The following is a 17,462-nucleotide window of genomic DNA, read 5'->3' on the forward strand; positions in this document are numbered from 1 at the left end:
CTGCTTCGAACTCAAATTCTGGCATTTCATCAGGGATTTGGTTTTTAGCAAAACGGTTAACAAACTCTTGCTCCGCCGCATCAGCGTCGGCTTCACTGTGGAAACGTGCAATGATTTCTTTGGCAAGCAGTACTTTGATGTCACGAGGGTTCTTACCAGCTTCAACATCAGCCTTAAACTGAGCAACCTCTTCCAGCGGACGGAAAGACAGAAGTTCGTAGTAACTCCACATCAAATCATCAGAGATCGACATAATTTTACCGAACATTTCACTTGGTGCTTCGCTGATACCAATGTAGTTGTTCGCAGACTTAGACATCTTCTTCTCGCCGTCCAGACCAACAAGAAGAGGCATCATTAGTACAACCTGAGGCTTCTGACCGTGAGATTTTTGTAGCTCACGACCCATTAGCAAGTTGAACTTCTGGTCAGTACCGCCGAGCTCAACATCGGTTTCCATTGCCACTGAGTCCCAACCTTGCAGTAATGGGTACATGAACTCGTGAATGGCGATTGGCTGGCCGCCTGTGTAACGCTTTTTGAAATCGTCGCGTTCTAGCATTCGAGCAACTGTCTGGTTAGCCGCCAGGCGAATCATGCCTTCAGCACCAAGTTCAGAAAGCCACTCTGAGTTAAATTGGATCTTAGTTTTTGCTGGGTCTAGAATCTTAAACACCTGCTCTTTGTACGTTTCTGCATTACGCAGTACGTCTTCACGGCTAAGTGGTGGACGAGTTGAGTTTTTACCTGTCGGGTCACCAACCATTGCAGTAAAGTCACCAATCAGGAACGTCACTTCATGGCCTAACTCTTGGAACAAGCGAAGCTTATTGAAAATAACCGTATGGCCCAGGTGGATGTCAGGTGCCGTTGGATCCGCGCCCAACTTAATACGTAGAGGACGACCTTCTTTTAGTTTTGCGATCAGCTCTTCTTCTGGAATCAGCTCTTCAACACCGCGCTTAATCTCGGCTAGTGCAGCTTCAATGCTCGCCATTCTTGTTCACTCCCACAGATTTGGCAAAATATAATAGCTGGACATATTACTTGAATAGCGATGCATTTTGAAACACGTTAGACTAGGTAGTTGTCATTTTTTATGTTTAATTTAGCAAACAAGTACGTCATGCATTCGATTTTTGTCCGACTTCCACTCTTGCACAAAGTATTGATCGGTTTTTTTAGTGCGCTAATCATCTTCGCACTATTCTTTTTACCCGATCCGCAAGAACTTAACCCTCAGCAAAGCCGCTTAAAAGTGGGGCAATATTATCCTGTGCCAATTTCTATGGAATTGACGACATTAAACGGGACGTCGTCTACTTCCTCGGTTTTACGCTGGGAGACCTACAAAGTTAAAAATGGTGAAAGTGCAGCCATTCTCTTTAGCCGTGTAGGTCTATCAGCGCGCATTCTGCATGAGCTGGTTTCCTCAGATAAAGAAGTGGAACAGCAGCTAACCCGTCTCCGACCTGGCGACAGGCTGCAATTCGGCTTTGATGAAAACAATGACTTAGTTCAATTACGACGTACCTTGAGCGCATTCGAAACCTTCCGAATCAAGCTACAAGATGGCAAATACGTCTCTGAAATCGACAAAAAAGAGGTCGATTATCAATACAACTTTGCCGAAGCAACCATCAAATCTAACTTCTGGAATGCAGGCATTTCTTCAGGCTTAAACGCTAACCAAATTATGGAGTTAGCGGGAATTTTCGGCTGGGATATCGACTTTGCATTAGATATTCGTAAGAACGACACGTTCAGAGTCCTGTATCAGGAAGAGGTTGTCGAAGGGGAAGTGATTGGACGCGGTAAAATCATCGCGGCCGTGTTCAAAAACCAGGGGGATACCTTCACTGCGATTCTGGATGAAAAATCAGGTAAGTATTACGATGAAAATGGTCGAGCAATGAAGAAAGCGTTTTTACGCGCACCATTGGACTTCCGTCGTGTAAGCTCAAACTTCAACCCTCGCCGTCTGCACCCTGTCACGGGTAAAGTTCGTCCTCACCGAGGCACAGACTATGCGGCTCCAGTGGGTACGCCAATTTGGGCTGCAGGTGATGGTGTGGTGCAAAAATCGTCATACAACAAATTTAATGGTAACTACGTGTTCATCAAACACAGTAATACCTACATTACCAAGTATTTGCACCTAACCAAACGTACCGTTAAAACCGGTCAGCGTGTTAAGCAGGGCCAAACCATTGGTACGTTAGGTGGTACAGGCCGAGTGACCGGCCCTCACTTACACTATGAGTTCCTGGTTAACGGCGTGCACAAAAACCCACGCACGGTTAATTTACCTCAATCAAAATCGTTAACTGGGCAAGCAAGACAAACCTTCTTAGCCAATGCGAAAATCAACATGGCTAAGCTCGACCGATACAGCGAACTTTTAACCATGAAGTAAGCAGCTCAAACAGGGAAAGAGGCGATTTATATCACCTCTTTCTCTGATCCAATCACCTCATGAGATGAATGCTCTTTCCCTAGCATAAGCAGACAGGGAGTTAACACCAGCGTCAGCAATGTAGCAAAAGCAAGCCCACCTGAAACAGCGGTTGCTAACTGAGACCACCACTGGGTACTTGGCGCACCGAATTCGATTTTCTGATTAATCAAATCGATGTTCATCTCCAGCACCATTGGCAGCAGGCCAAGAATCGTCGTGATCGTTGTAAGTAATACCGGGCGCAGACGCTGCACACCTGTTCTTAGGATCGCATCACGCTTATCCAACCCTCGTTTGCGCAGCTGATTGTACGTATCAATTAAGACGATGTTGTTGTTCACTACAATACCCGCTAATGCAATCACGCCGATACCCGACATAATCACACCGAAAGGTTTCTGGAATATCAACAAGCCCGCAAAAACGCCAACCGTCGAAAACAATACCGCACTCAGAATAAGAAACGCTTGGTAGAAGCTGTTGAACTGAGTAATTAAGATCAGAGCCATACCAACCAGCGCCACGATAAATGCGTTGAGTAAGAAAGCAGAGGAATTTTCCTGCTCTTCGTTCTGACCTCGGATTTTAAACTCGACTCCCTCAGGCAAGGTTAACTCTTTGAGCGCTTCTTCAACTTTAGGCAGTTCAAGCGCCAGGTTGTAACCTTCTCTAATGTCTGCAAACACGCTGATCACTCTATGCCCATCGACACGACGGATCGTATCCTGTTTATGTTCAGGAATAATGCTGGCGAAATTGGTGATCGGAACCAGTCCAGCAGCGGTTTTGACCCGCAACTGATCAAAGCGACCAATATCACGCTTATCCTCTGGGTAGCGCACTAATATATCGACTTCCTCTGAGGAGTCATCCGGCAGGTAATCTCCCAGCTTTAAGCCGTTGGTAACAAACTGCACTGTGTTACCGACTAATGTCGCGTCTGCTAAGAAGCGGGCGGCATCATCACGGCGAATATCGATCTGCCAGTCAATACCGTCTTTGCTTGAGTTATCACTGATATTGGTAAATGCAGGGTAAGCATCCGCCCAATGACGAACGATTTTCGCACCTTCGTCTAAGCCACTGAGCGTTGAACCAGACATTTCAATAACCAAGTCGTGCTCAGTTGGTGGACCCGCCTCTGGAAACTTGTACTCAATTTCCACCCCAGCATACTGGTCTGTGGTTTGTTTCAGTTCATCGATAATGGCTGTCACCTTACGACGATACTGCCAATCCACAGGCGTGATCTGGATTAAACCAATCTCATCATCGCCACCTGTTTTGGTGTAAACACTTTCAAACTCATCATGCCCCAACATCACCGATTCAACATCGCGCATGATTTGGTCTTTCTCATCGATAGATAAATCACCGTACGAGCGCACTTTAACCGTAAAAAATGGTGGGTCGACTTCAGGGAAAAACTCTGCACCTAATCCCGCTTTAACATAAGTAAAACCAACGCCGACCGAGAGTAAGATAGCACTCAGCAAGATCTTCAACGGGTGACGCAACGCAACATTCAGCGTCTGGTAATACAGCTTAGTAATACCCGTAGCTTTGTCATAATCGCCTTCATTCAGAGCCAGCATTTTCTCGTGTTGGATAGGCGAGACGTTTTGAGGTTTACCGATAAGGCTACCGAGCACAGGTACGAATAACAGTGCCATCGCCAACGAAGCGGCCAACGTCGCGATCAATGTCAGCGGAAGATACTTCATAAACTCGCCAGTAACATCCGGCCAGAACAATAGCGGAGCAAAGGCTGCCAACGTCGTCGCTGTCGAAGCCGTAATCGGCCAAGCCATGCGCTTTGCAGCGTCTCGATACGCTTCTTTACGCGGCGCTCCTTCCTGCATGCGGCGATCGGCAAACTCGGTGACCACTATCGCCCCATCGACCAGCATACCGACCGCCATTATCAGCGAGAACAAGACGATAATGTTCACTGTCAGGCCAAACACCGAGAGCACCAGCAAGCCTGTGAGGAATGAACCAGGAATCGAAATACCGACCAGTAGCGCTGTGCGAACACCGAGAATCGCAATAATCACAATTACGACTAAGATGATCGCCGACAAGATGTTGTTCTGTAGGTCGTTGAGCATCATCTTGACATCATCTGACTGGTCTCTCGTGTATTTCACCAGCAGGTTATCCGGCCATTGCTCTTGATTTTGAGCTTCGGCCATCACCGCTTTGATTAGATCTACGGTCTCGATGATGTTTTCGCCCGCACGCTTTTTAACATCGAGCACAATCGCGGACTTACCATCCAAACGAGCATAGCTTTCCGGATCACGGAATGCACGTCTTACCGTCGCCACATCACCAAAGGTAATGACTTGTTTACCATCGACTTTAACTGGCAACTCAAGCACATCTTTTAGCGTCTCAAACACCGACGGTACTTTGACCGAAAATCGGCCGTAGCCAGTATCAACAAACCCCGCCGCCACCACACGGTTGTTTAACGCGATCAAGTTATAGATACTCGCCTGATCCAGACCATAACTTTCCATCAACAATGGATCGACGATGATCTCAACGATGTCTTCTCGGTCACCCGCGATATCCACTTCCAGGATCTGTCTGTAGCTCTCCAGCTTGTCTCTTAATTGGCGCGCAAGATGTACAATGGTTCTTTCCGGCACGGTTCCGTAGAGCACCACCGACAAAGCTGCTTCTTCAGACGCTAAAGTGACTTCATTGACGGTAGGCTCATCACTATCGGCGGGCAATTTAGGCTTTGCCAAGTCAACCGCATCACGCACTTCTGCCATGGCTCGGTCAAGGTCGACGCCAACACTGAACTCTAGCACTACCGACGCATGCCCTTCAGAGGCTGTTGCGGTCATATCTTTAACCCCTTCGATAGAACGCAACTCCTGCTCTATCGGGCGCACGAGCAAGCGTTCTGCATCGGTAGGTGAGATACCTTGGTGGCTAACAGAAACATAGATAATTGGAATGGTGATATCAGGGCTCGATTCTTTCGGAATCGTCAGATAGGTAAGCACGCCAGAAATCAGAACAAAGACCAGCAGTACCATCATCGTACGTGCGCGAGATAAAGCGGCGTCGATCAAACGTAACATATCAACCCCACTTACAATTCTTGCTTAACGGCAATCACGTCATCACCGTCACGTACAAAACCCTGACCTGTGGTGATAATGTCGACTCTATCCCCCAGCCCTGTCAGCCAAACACCATCTTGTTCGGCTTTAACCAATTGAATGGGGATAAATTTTACTTTTTTATTTTCTAGTACTTTGACACCTAAAATACCGGCTTCATCGAGTGCCAGCATCGCTGGAGTTAACTTGATCGCTAATTGTTGTTTGAGGTTTAAATCAACCTCGGTGCTGATCCCTGCTGGAATCAACTGTTGAGGATTTGGTAGTCGGATTTCAATTGGGAAAGTGTTAGTCGCTGGTGAGGACACCCGTGAAACATAACTCACCGTGCCTTCAACCGTGTCACCAGAAATAAACTTAACTTTTGCAGGCTGATTTAATGACAAGTCCTGAATATGGCGCTCACTGACGTCCGCCTCAATCACCAAGTGAGTGAGATCAATAATCGTCGCAACTGGATCGCCAACACCGACAAAATCACCCACTTCGATAAATAGATGATCGAGAATACCGCTGAACGGTGCGATTACATTGGTATTTCTCAACGCAATCTTAGCGTTGGTGACTTGCGCTCGAGCCTCTACTAAAGAAGCTTCTGCATTACTGAATGCGACCTCCCCTTGTAGTCCTTTATTTTTTAAAGATTTTGCCGCGTTGAATTCCTTTTCACGGACTTTAAGTAGTGCATGCGCGCGCTCCAATTGGATATCGAGATCGCCTTTATCAATTTGCGCTATCACTTGTCCTTGCTTAACCGACTCCCCTTTTTCAACCTTAAGCGCAATGATCTTACCGGCAATTTCCGCCCCTAAATTAGCCTGTCTGTCTGGAGCGGTACGGCCGTACAACTCGATCGTTTTATAGGTGTTTTGTGCGGTAAATGTTTGGTAGGAGACTTTTGCCAGAGGAATATCTTGCGATGCACGCTGTGGTGACACATCGTCGGCTTGAAGTGAACCAAGTCCTAACCAAGCAGACATTAATAAAATAATGAGCAACGACACGATATAAGGTCGTTCAGCGAAAAATCGCGTAAAGGGGAAGCTAGCCATAATAATCTCTTGCAATAAGTAATGTTGCGAGAATTAATTCAATATACAAATCAATCTTAGTCGAATAATTTATGATACGAATTAACTTTCTAAAAAGAAAATAATAGCGGCTGGGATTCTTAACTACGTCGCAATTTCAGGAAATTCATCAATACATAAAACAAAGGCTGCAAAAATGCAGCCTTATGAATAACTTATACGGGATATTAAACGCTAAATGATGCACCACAACCACAAGTGGTCGTTGCATTCGGGTTATTTACGAAGAAGCGTGCTCCCTCTAACCCCTCAGTGTAATCCACGATGCCGCCAATAAGATATTGCAAGCTCATTGGGTCAACAACCAGTGTTACACCACTATTTACGATGGTTGTATCACCATCATTTACGTTCTCATCGAAAGTAAAACCGTATTGGAAACCGCTACAGCCACCACCAGTGATGTATACGCGCAGTTTCAATGCTGGGTTTTCTTCTTCTGCAATCAGCGCTTTAACGCGAGATGCTGCAGCATCGGAAAAAGATAATGGTACGTTTACTTCGCTCACGAAAAACCTCTCTCACTCGTGTAATGCGTCGAGCCTGAAGCAAGACGTCAAATTTGTGCTTATTGGATACGATTATCTAATACCTGACCAACTCGTTCAAGTATTCACCGCCGATTCTTTATATCGGATAGTTAAAATTACATTGCGAAACAACACATAAATTAAGCAAAACGTTTCTAAGTTGATTATAGCTAGGTACAATGCGCACCACTTGGTCCGAGCAATCAAAAGAGGATAACCCCATGACCAAATCATCAGAACTGTATGACAAAGCCCAGAAAACCATTCCAGGCGGTGTAAACTCACCTGTTCGTGCATTCAACGGCGTAGGCGGTTCTCCGCTATTTATCGAACGAGCAGACGGTGCTTTGATTTTTGATGCCGATGGTAAGGCGTATATTGATTACGTCGGTTCTTGGGGGCCAATGATCCTTGGTCACAACCACGCTGTAATTCGTGAAGCCGTGATCGACGCTGCACAACGCGGCCTTAGCTTTGGTGCGCCAACTGAGCTAGAAATTTCAATGGCAGAACTGGTTTCTGAACTTGTACCATCAATGGAACAACTACGCATGGTTAGCTCTGGTACCGAAGCAACCATGAGTGCGATTCGCCTTGCTCGTGGTTTCACTGGCCGCGATAAAATCATGAAATTCGAAGGTTGTTACCATGGTCACGCTGATAGCTTGCTAGTAAAAGCAGGCTCTGGCGCGTTGACTCTGGGCCAACCAAGCTCTCCGGGTGTTCCAGCAGATTTTGCTAAACATACCCTAACTGCAACATTCAACGATCTGGACTCAGTTCGCGAGCTATTTGCTGCAAACAAAGGTGAAATTGCTTGTATCATCGTTGAGCCTGTAGCTGGCAACATGAACTGTATTCCGCCAGTAGAAGGCTTCCATGAAGGCCTGCGTGAAATCTGTGATCAAGAAGGTGCTCTACTGATTTTTGATGAAGTAATGACAGGCTTCCGTGTTGCACTTGGCGGCGCTCAGGCACACTACAACATCAAACCAGACCTAACAACATTAGGTAAAGTGATCGGTGGCGGTATGCCAGTTGGTGCTTTCGGTGGTCGTAAAGAAGTAATGCAATATGTCGCACCAACAGGTCCTGTATATCAAGCAGGTACTCTATCTGGTAACCCAGTAGCGATGGCAGCAGGCTTTGCTTGTTTGAGTCTTCTTAAAGAAGAAGGCAATGAAAAACGTCTGGCTTCAAAAACTAAGCAGCTAGCAGATGGTTTTAAATCTCTGGCGGAAAAACATGGTATTCCATTGGTGGTAAACCAAGTGGGTGGCATGTTCGGCTTCTTCTTCACCGATCAAGATAGCGTAACTTGCTACGAAGACGTGACAAAGTGCGACGTTGAACGCTTTAAACGATTCTTCCACCTTATGCTTGATCACGGCGTTTACCTTGCACCTTCAGCATTTGAAGCAAGCTTTACATCTCTCGCTCACGGTTCAAAAGAAATCGATGCCACGCTAGAAGCAGCAGACCGCTGTTTTGCAACGCTGGCTGCTGAAGCACAATAATTCAGCAAAGGCAGTAACGACAAATCTCAAAAGGACCTTCATGGTCCTTTTTTAGCGCCAATTCAAAATAACTAAGACAACAAGTACACCAACCACAATACCTAACCACGGAGTGCGCTTGGTTTTTTTCTCGTTTTGACACGACTTGTCACCATTACAACAACCCATTTTACATCTCCTGATTGATAACCGACTGATTTGTCGTCATTATAACAAGGTATGCTACTAGGCTCTAATTGCACGGTATTATAAGACCGCGAGCACATACCGTAATAAAGGTTCACAGCCCGTGTTATAAGCTAGAAACCGTAAATATCATCCGTAATTTGGACTTATCTTATGCCAAACAATGTGAAAATCACGTCGAGTCATCGCGTTCTAATGGTCGCTCTGCTCGCCGCTGCTTTTGCTTGCTACTTATTAGTCGAACCTTACATCAACTCGATCGTAATGGCATTCATCATTTCATTACTCATGTTCCCTATACACGAATGGTTTGAGCAAAAGATACCAAAGCATAGGAACATGGCTTCGTTACTCTCTTGTGTGGTTCTGACCTTTATTATTGTGATTCCGCTTCTGTTTGTTTTTGCTGCTATCGTTCAGCAAGGCTCATTATTTTCACAAAATACTTATAAGTGGGTAACGAATGGCGGAATTCAGGATATTTTCCAGCACCCTTTAGTTGTCAAGGCTTTAGCGTTGGTGAATGAGTACTTACCATTCGATACAGTAGAGCCAAAAGCCATTGCGGAAAAAATTGCCCAATTCGCCACATCATTTGGTTCAAACTTAGTCACCATCAGCGCAAAAATACTTGGTGATGCGACAAACTTCTTAATGGACTTCTTCCTTATGCTGTTTGTCCTGTTCTTTTTGTTGCGCGATCACGACAAAATAATTTCCGCCATTCGACATATACTTCCCCTCTCACGTAGTCAGGAAGACAAAATTCTGACCGAAATTGAGCAGGTATCAAAGTCCGCAGTAATGGGATCATTTCTTACCGCAATAGCACAAGGTATGGCCGGTGGGATTGGCATGTGGCTCGCTGGTTTCCCGGGACTATTCTGGGGTACTATGATGGGCTTTGCCTCGTTCATTCCTGTTGTGGGCACCGCTTTAATCTGGATACCAGCGGCGGGGTACCTTTTCCTAACAGGTGATACTACTTGGGCTATCTTCCTAACGGCGTGGAGTGTGGTTATTGTTGGCTCAATTGATAATTTATTGCGCCCACTGCTGATGCAAGGCAGTTCTGGCATGAACACCTTAATGATTTTCTTCTCACTATTGGGTGGTCTGCAACTGTTTGGACTCATCGGCCTGATTTATGGCCCGCTGATTTTTGCTATCACTATGGTGCTATTTAATATCTATGAAGAGGAATTTAAAGACTTCCTCAACGATCAAGACAACAGCTAGTTACTCGTTAATGACTTCAAGCTTGGGCCAGATTGTGAGAAAATCTGGCCCTAATTATTTCTGACGAACAAAATTTATGTCTGCTTATATCGCTCCAAGTCAAATAGCGCAACGCCAGCTGGAATACTTCAATGGAAAGCATGTTTTAGTCGCAGGTGAAGTTGAAGACCTATTCCCTCTTGAGCTGGCCTCCTACTGTGAGTCTGTTGAAGTTTTTACTTCTAACTACAGCTATTACCGTCAAATTCGTACATCTGACAAGATCAAAAGCCACTTTGGTTCAGAGTATAACGTCGATACCCAAGCAGACATGGTGTTACTTTACTGGCCTAAAGCCAAAGCAGAAGCCGAATACTTACTGGCAATGCTCATGGCGAAACTTGGTGTCGATACTGAAATCGTTGTCGTTGGAGAAACCCGCTCTGGTGTAAAAAGTATCGAAAAGATGTTCAAAGACTATGGCCCGATCAACAAATACGATTCCGCCCGTCGCTGCTCTTTTTACTGGGGTCAATGCGTAAACGAACCAGCGCCATTTAATCAGATCGACTGGTTTAAGTCCTACACTATCAGCTTAGGCAACCAATCACTGCTAGTGAAAAGCCTACCTGGGGTATTCAGCCATGGTGAATTCGACTTAGGTAGCCAGCTATTATTGGAAACCTTACCGCCATTGTCCGGTAAAGTTCTCGATTTTGGTTGCGGTGCTGGCGTGCTTGGCGCATTTATGGCGAAAGCCAACCCTGAAATAGAAATTGAAATGTGCGATATCAACGCCTACGCGATCACCTCCAGCCAAGCAACACTGCAAGCTAATGAATTAGAAGGTAAAGTGTTTGCTTCTGACATTTATTCAGATACGGCAAACGACTACCGATTTATCATCAGTAATCCGCCTTTTCATAGTGGCCTGGATACAAATTACAATGCCGCAGAAAGCTTACTTGGTGATGCACCACGATACCTTCAAAGACAAGGGGAAATGATTATCGTAGCGAACAGTTTCTTGAAGTATCCGCCAATTATTGAAAGCGCTTTCAATAATTGCGAGACGCTAAATAAGACGAAAAAATTCTCAATTTATTACGCTAAAAAGTCTTAACTCTCCTCCGCGCAGGCGACAACCTGCGCGATTTTCCGCTAAAAACTCATCAAACATAAAAAAACTGCGTGACTCTGCACGCTTTGCAACTAACTTTCTTGTCAAAGAAAAAAAACTCGTTAATTTTGTTATTTCTATCGAATTTAACGTCTTATCCGTTTTTAACGAGAACCTTGGTAGCAATAAGTAAACTTTTTGCTGCCCTTTATGAGTTGCAATCTTATCCATGTTCAAATTCTACAAAAAACAGAAGTTTAAGCGTCTACAAAGTACGCTGATGACTGCGTTTCTTGTCCTCAGCCTTACGCCTCTAACCATTACCGCGCTTTTTTTCCTGCAGTCACACAGTCAAGATCTGCAAGAACAGAGCACATCACACCTGTTGTCTGTAAGAGATACCAAACAGCAGCAAATAGTTGACTATTTTGAAGCACGCGAAACCGAAGTCATGGGCTTTGTCCGTTCGGAGTTAGCTTATGCCAGTGGTGGACGCTTTTATGGTTTAGTCAATGCGTTCAGTCGCTTAGGAAATGACATTGAAGAATCACGTCAAAATGCACAGCAACGTTATATTGAAGGCAGTGGCGATCAGACAAAAACGTCAATCTTGCCGGAGTCATCTAACTTTGTCGGGAGTGAGCGTTATCGCCTGTTACACAAGCGCTATCATTGGGCTTATTCAGAACTTCTCAAACGCTCTGACTTCAATGACATACTTTTAGTCGATATCAACGGTAACGTTACTTACTCAATCAACAAAGATGACAATTACGGCACGAACCTTCTCACTGGCCGCTATAAAGATGCTGCGCTAGGTAGAGCATTTCAGCGCTTGGCCAACGATGTCAGTGAACGCCGTAAAGTAAACGAAGACTACACTCCAATCCTTATCTCTGACTTTGAACTTGAAAATGGCAAGCAAGTCGCGTGGCTTGGCGCTCCTATCGTTCAACAAGGATACCTCCACAGCTATGCCATGTTCCGATTGCCAAATAACGGCATCACAAAGCTAGTCGCAGACAAAAACCGCGAGTCATCGATTGAGACGCTGTTAGTCGGAGGAGATCAACAACCTCGAACCATTAACACCAAGCTAGATGATATCCAAAACAGTATGGAGGTCATCACTCAGGCACTTTCAGGTCAAACGAGCGTAGGTACTTATACAAACGGGCTCGATGAAGCTATTATCGCCGCCTATGCGCCAGTTAAAACCCGTGGTTTGAATTGGGCGTTGGTCGTGCAATTACCAGAAAAAGACGCCTTTTCGCGCATTCACCAGTTGGAAAAACTCTTCGTCATTGCGATGCTTACGGCGATCATACTGGTTGTGATTGCCTCGCACTATTTATCTAATTTCATCACCTCGCCACTGCTTAAATTAACCTGGGCGGCAGAGCGAGTATCAGCAGGCGATCTGGACGAAACCACATTTGATACCATTAGAAAAGACGAAATTGGTCGCTTAGCCATCAGTTTTGAGCGCATGCAACGTTCTATTCGTGAAAAAATTCAGACTATCAAGAAGCAAAATGAAGAGCTGGAAAGCAATATCCGCTTAATTCAAAAACAAAATGACGAGCTGCAACTGGCAGACAAGCTAAAAGATGAGTTTCTGGCAACGACCTCTCATGAACTGCGTACACCTTTGCACGGTATGGTCGGTATTGCAGAAACCTTGATATCCGGAGCCAACGGTACAATTCCAGCAAACCAGAAGTATCAGCTTGATATAATTATCAAAAGTGGTCAGCGCTTGGCTAACCTGGTCGACGACTTACTGGATTACCATAAAATGCGATACGGTAGCATGGACATCCAAAAGTCGGCGGTTAACCTGGCAAGTTCAACCCGATTGGTGCTGGAGTTGTCGGGTCATTTACTTGGAAACAAGACCATTCGAATCATCAACCAAGTGCCTAATGATCTCAAAGCTGTCTCAGCGGATCCACAACGACTTGAACAAGTGCTGTACAACCTGATCGGAAATGCAATTAAGTACACCTCTGAAGGAAAGATCGTTATTTCTGCAGGAGTCGTAGACGATTTAGTTCGCGTTCAAGTGGTCGATACCGGACAAGGTATTCCTGCAGAGCACCTTGAGCACATCTTTGAGCCTTTAATTCAGGCAGGACAGGATGAAAGTCGCTATCGACAAGGTGCGGGGTTAGGTTTATCAATTAGCCGCCAGTTGATTGAGCTAATGGGAGGCTCCTTATATGTCAGCAGCCAGCCTATGGTAGGGACCACATTCAGCTTCACTCTGCCTCTCGCCAGTGAAGAAGAGATCCTAGCAACACAGACGCAGGCAGCCTGTGGGCACTTCCAGGCTCCAGAAATTAACCTTGAGAACACAGACGACCTATCGCTACCAGAAAACCCAGATGGTCCGCTACTTTATGTAGCAGACGATGAACCAGTCAACCTACGAGTACTTGAAAGCTTTTTACGCTTAGAAGGCTATCGTGTAAGAACCGTTTCAGATGGCCCTGAAACGCTTGCTCTTGTCGAACAAGAAAAGCCGGAACTGCTGCTGCTCGATATCATGATGCCAGGAATGAGTGGCTATCAAGTATGTAATGAATTGCGTCAAACCTTTGATCATGCGGAGCTGCCAATCATTATGCTAACCGCATTAAGTCAAACTGAAGACCGCGTTCGAGGCTTTGAAGCAGGAGCAAACGATTATTTGTCGAAGCCTTTTAATAAACAAGAGCTTGCAGCCAGAATTAGAGCTCATTTGACCGCAAGTAAAGCAGAGATGCGTCATATTGAGAATAAAGTACTTGAGTCGGAACTTCGCCAACGAGCTGAAGTAGAAGCGAGCTTGCTTGAAACTCAGGGTCGTCTGCTAGAGCAACTTGAATCCGCTCCTGAGGCGATTATTTGCTTGCGCGAAGATCAACGTGTTCGTTTTGCCAACGAAGCCGCATGTAAGCTGTTTAAACGTAGCTTAGAGCAAATTAAACGTTCGTCTGCCGATGAGCTGATTGCTCCAAAATTTCTGACCGTTAAGCAGCCACATTATTGCGGGAAAATTGATATTTATATCGAGGACATTCGCCAAAATATTGAAGCGGACATCCTTAAGCTTCCAGAAGGTTCCGGCCTAGACGTTATGTACATATTTAATGTCGGTGGCGGCGCAAATACAGCGCGCATTCACAACCTGGAAACGGCAGTGGAGGTACTTTCTCGCTATGCCTTTGACGGCGACAAAGAACAGCTACAGAAGCTTAAAGAGCTTGGAGGCGAGTTCACTCGACTGGCAGACAAAGCACTAGGCAATAAAAAAGACAAACAAGAAGTTATGCGTGAAGTACTGGTCGAAGCGATGACACATGCTTTGGAATACTGGGAGTCTGTCACTGGAGAAAGTAAGTTTACCTTTGCCGAGCAAAGTGGGCTTTGGCGCGTTTACCTTGATAGAAGTACGCTACAAACCCGGACTCTAGACAAATACATGCGCATTGAAACCTTACCTAAAACTCCGCGCTGGAGAACGGTTTTAAGCTCTATCGAGTTCATCCTTGAGCACTGTAAAGAACAAAGTCCGGAGCGTGCTTACATTGAAGCGCAGCGTGACAAGCTGCAAAGGTTACTTACCAGCTAGCGGCGTTATCCACTACCGCACTTCATTTGAACAGCCCCCAACAATTAAACACCAATTGTTGGGGGCTTTTTATATCTGGGCTACTTCTGTTCAGGCGTTCAATCGCTTATTTCTAAGTGAATATCAACTGGACTAAAAGGGTTGCCGCCTATCCCACCAACAAAACCATCATACCCTACACCCAACAGAGTAAAGCTCACTATGCAGGAGCTCAATTTAGCCATTTCAGACGCTATTATCCAGACATGAACTCAGTGTTTTGGACCATATCTATAGGTTTTATTTCACAGTAAAGATCATTGTAATTCTCTTTATTCACTCAACAAAAAAAGCATAATACTCACCAATAAACAAAATAATAAAAGGCGAAACTTTCATCATTCAAAGCATAGATTTATAAACTAATGACACAGATTGCGAAGTCAATCACAACAGAACGGCAGATTAAATTTCACCTTATGAATTAACATGAAACACGTGCGTGATCGAGATCTCCTAACGAACTTCAATAAGTAAATAGACTTTAGAATAAAGCGCAAAGAGTAAGTAATCACTAACACGCATTATCATTAAGGATATAAACTGCGACGCATATCAAGGTTTATTTTTTACCCAAATTTGCTTCAAAAGCAAACAAAGTGACGTTTATAACGTTACATCGACCTTTTTTGACGTTTTTAACGGGATGCGGGTTTGATTATTTTCAGGATAAGGTGTTTTCTTACTCCTGCCGAAGACCTACAGGCCACTCTACATGTGATGAAGGTGAAAGCTTAAGTTGCAATAACACTAGAGGTGGGTCATGGCGAGTGTTTATCAATTGATGACATTCAATTCCATATAGTGAAATGAAGCAAACAGTAAGGAACAGCTATGCTTGCCAATATTAAAAAAACAGCACTAGCAACAGCAATTATTGCTACCGCTACTACAGGTTTTGCATCGGTAGCAACTGCGGCTGAACGCAGCGAACTGACTATCCACCCTAAAGAGTTTACAACCTTTGTTCGTAACTTTAACCCTTTCTTGGGTGCAACCAACCTGCACACAACAACTGACTTTATTTACGAGCCTCTTGTTGTTTTCAACGAAATGCACGGTAACACACCTGTATTTCGTTTAGCAGAAAACTTCCAAATGGCTGACGACCTGATGAGCGTGACTTTCGATATTCGTAAGGGCGTGAAATGGTCTGATGGTCAAGCGTTTACTGCTGACGATGTAGTTTACTCTTTCAACCTGGTAAAAGAGAAATCTGAGCTAGACCAATCAGGTATCAACTCTTGGGTTACTGGCGTAGAAAAAATCAATGACTACCAAGTAAAATTCCGTCTAACTGAAGCAAACTCAAACGTTCCTTACGAAATTGTTAAAGTACCTGTAGTACCTAAGCATGTATGGAGCAAAGTGAAAGATCCATCAACATTTACGAATGAAAACCCTGTAGGTACAGGTCCATTTACCGAAGTTGATACGTTCACTCCTCAGCTTTACATCCAGTGTCAAAACCCGAACTACTGGGATGCGGACAACTTAGATGTTGACTGTTTACGTGTACCACAAATCGCAAACAACGACCAATTCCTGGGTAAAATCGTTAACAGTGAAATGGACTGGACTTCTTCTTTCGTACCAGACATTGACCGTACATACGCAGCAGCAAGTCCTAGCCACCACTACTGGTACCCGCCATCAGGTACACAAGCGTTCGTTGTGAACTTCAAAAACCCAGATGCGGCGAAGAGCGAAGCACTGACCAACGTCGACTTCCGTCGTGCGTTCTCTATGGCACTTGACCGTCAAACTATCATTGATATCGCTTTCTACGGTGGTGGTACGGTGAATGACTTTGCTTCAGGTCTAGGCTACGCATTCGAAGCTTGGTCTGACGAAGCAACCCACAACAAATACAAAGGCTTCAACACGTACAATGTTGAAGGTTCTAAAGAACTTCTAGCTAAAGCTGGCTTTAAAGATGTAAACAAAGATGGCTTTGTAGACACACCATCAGGTAAGTCTTTTGAGCTTCTGATTCAATCGCCAAATGGTTGGACAGACTTTAACAACACAGTACAACTGGCAGTTGAGCAACTAGCAGAAGTTGGCATCAAAGCACGTGCTCGTACTCCAGACTTCTCGGTATACAACCAAGCGATGCTTGAAGGTACTTACGACGTAGCATACACAAACTACTTCCACGGTGCCGATCCACACCTATACTGGAACAGCTCTTATAACTCAGAGCTACAGTCTGGCGACGGTATGCCTCGTTTCGCGATGCACTTCTACAAAAACGAAGATCTAGACAAACTACTTAACAGCTTCTACAAAACGGCTGATAAGCAAGAACAGCTAGAAATCGCACACGGCATCCAAAAAATCATCGCGAAAGATCAAGTAACTATCCCTGTGTTATCTGGTGCTTACATGTACCAATACAACACGAAGCGCTTCACTGGTTGGTGGAACGAAGAAAATCCTAAGGGCCGTCCAAACATTTGGGCTGGTATCCCTGAGCGTCTACTGCACGTACTGGACCTAAAACCAGTTAAATAAGTAGAAGTTCATTTCTAGCGGCATACA

The 17,462-nt window shown here is 44.9% G+C and carries 11 protein-coding genes; 6 read left to right on the forward strand and 5 right to left on the reverse strand.

Translation table 11 applies throughout. The features are described from left to right. Nucleotides 1–997: tyrosine--tRNA ligase (gene tyrS / locus L9Q40_RS01815; protein ID WP_498791773.1), on the reverse strand; the 997-nt coding region annotated here is incomplete at its 3' end. Between the two features lie 129 nt (nt 998–1,126). Here tyrS and shyC point away from each other — a divergent pair. Continuing rightward, entirely contained in the window at nt 1,127–2,416 is a 1,290-nt protein-coding gene (gene shyC / locus L9Q40_RS01820) for a peptidoglycan DD-endopeptidase ShyC (protein ID WP_498791828.1), read from the forward strand. A 26-nt stretch (nt 2,417–2,442) separates the two neighbouring features. Here the strand turns inward: shyC and L9Q40_RS01825 are convergent, their stop codons facing one another. The 3 genes from L9Q40_RS01825 to erpA form a co-directional block, all read right to left on the reverse strand. Then, on the reverse strand, nt 2,443–5,559 hold the full coding sequence (locus L9Q40_RS01825) for an efflux RND transporter permease subunit (RefSeq protein WP_498791774.1): 3,117 nt from the start codon (nt 5,557–5,559) through the stop codon (nt 2,443–2,445). An 11-nt stretch (nt 5,560–5,570) separates the two neighbouring features. Continuing rightward, nucleotides 5,571–6,653 (reverse strand): efflux RND transporter periplasmic adaptor subunit, encoded by a 1,083-nt coding sequence (locus L9Q40_RS01830; RefSeq protein WP_268668706.1) that lies wholly within the window; start codon nt 6,651–6,653, stop codon nt 5,571–5,573. A 206-nt stretch (nt 6,654–6,859) separates the two neighbouring features. Next, nucleotides 6,860–7,201, reverse strand: coding sequence for an iron-sulfur cluster insertion protein ErpA (gene erpA, locus L9Q40_RS01835; protein ID WP_014232903.1), 342 nt, complete (start codon nt 7,199–7,201; stop codon nt 6,860–6,862). 242 nt (nt 7,202–7,443) lie between these two features. On the opposite strand from erpA, the gene hemL reads away from it, so the two are divergent. The 3 genes from hemL to rsmC all read left to right on the forward strand — a co-directional run bounded on the left by hemL (nt 7,444) and on the right by rsmC (nt 11,266). Then, nucleotides 7,444–8,739 carry a glutamate-1-semialdehyde 2,1-aminomutase gene (gene hemL, locus L9Q40_RS01840; protein ID WP_014232904.1) on the forward strand — a complete coding sequence of 432 codons (1,296 nt, stop codon included), beginning with the start codon at nt 7,444–7,446 and terminating at the stop codon, nt 8,737–8,739. A 339-nt stretch (nt 8,740–9,078) separates the two neighbouring features. Then, nucleotides 9,079–10,164, forward strand: a complete 1,086-nt coding sequence (locus L9Q40_RS01845) for an AI-2E family transporter (RefSeq protein WP_065297340.1) — start codon at nt 9,079–9,081, stop codon at nt 10,162–10,164. Between the two features lie 76 nt (nt 10,165–10,240). Beyond that, nucleotides 10,241–11,266 carry a 16S rRNA (guanine(1207)-N(2))-methyltransferase RsmC gene (gene rsmC / locus L9Q40_RS01850; protein WP_014232907.1) on the forward strand — a complete coding sequence of 342 codons (1,026 nt, stop codon included), beginning with the start codon at nt 10,241–10,243 and terminating at the stop codon, nt 11,264–11,266. Here rsmC and L9Q40_RS01855 read toward each other — a convergent pair. Then, a complete protein-coding gene (locus L9Q40_RS01855; RefSeq protein WP_498791775.1) occupies nt 11,240–11,494 on the reverse strand; it encodes a hypothetical protein in 255 nt (84 codons plus the stop codon). The two genes, rsmC and L9Q40_RS01855, sit on opposite strands and share 27 nt — an antisense overlap. Between L9Q40_RS01855 and L9Q40_RS01860 the strand changes: the two genes are divergently transcribed. Together L9Q40_RS01860 and L9Q40_RS01865 are read left to right on the forward strand one after the other, a co-directional pair. Beyond that, nucleotides 11,493–14,879, forward strand: coding sequence for a hybrid sensor histidine kinase/response regulator (locus L9Q40_RS01860; RefSeq protein ID WP_498791776.1), 3,387 nt, complete (start codon nt 11,493–11,495; stop codon nt 14,877–14,879). The genes L9Q40_RS01855 and L9Q40_RS01860 overlap by 2 nt on opposite strands. An 873-nt stretch (nt 14,880–15,752) precedes the next feature. After that, on the forward strand, nt 15,753–17,435 hold the full coding sequence (locus L9Q40_RS01865) for an ABC transporter substrate-binding protein (RefSeq protein WP_498791777.1): 1,683 nt from the start codon (nt 15,753–15,755) through the stop codon (nt 17,433–17,435). The last annotated feature ends 27 nt before the right edge of the window (nt 17,436–17,462 follow it).

This window comes from Allocatenococcus thiocycli (assembly GCF_921292965.1).
Taxonomy (GTDB): Bacteria; Pseudomonadota; Gammaproteobacteria; order Enterobacterales; family Vibrionaceae; genus Vibrio; species Vibrio natriegens.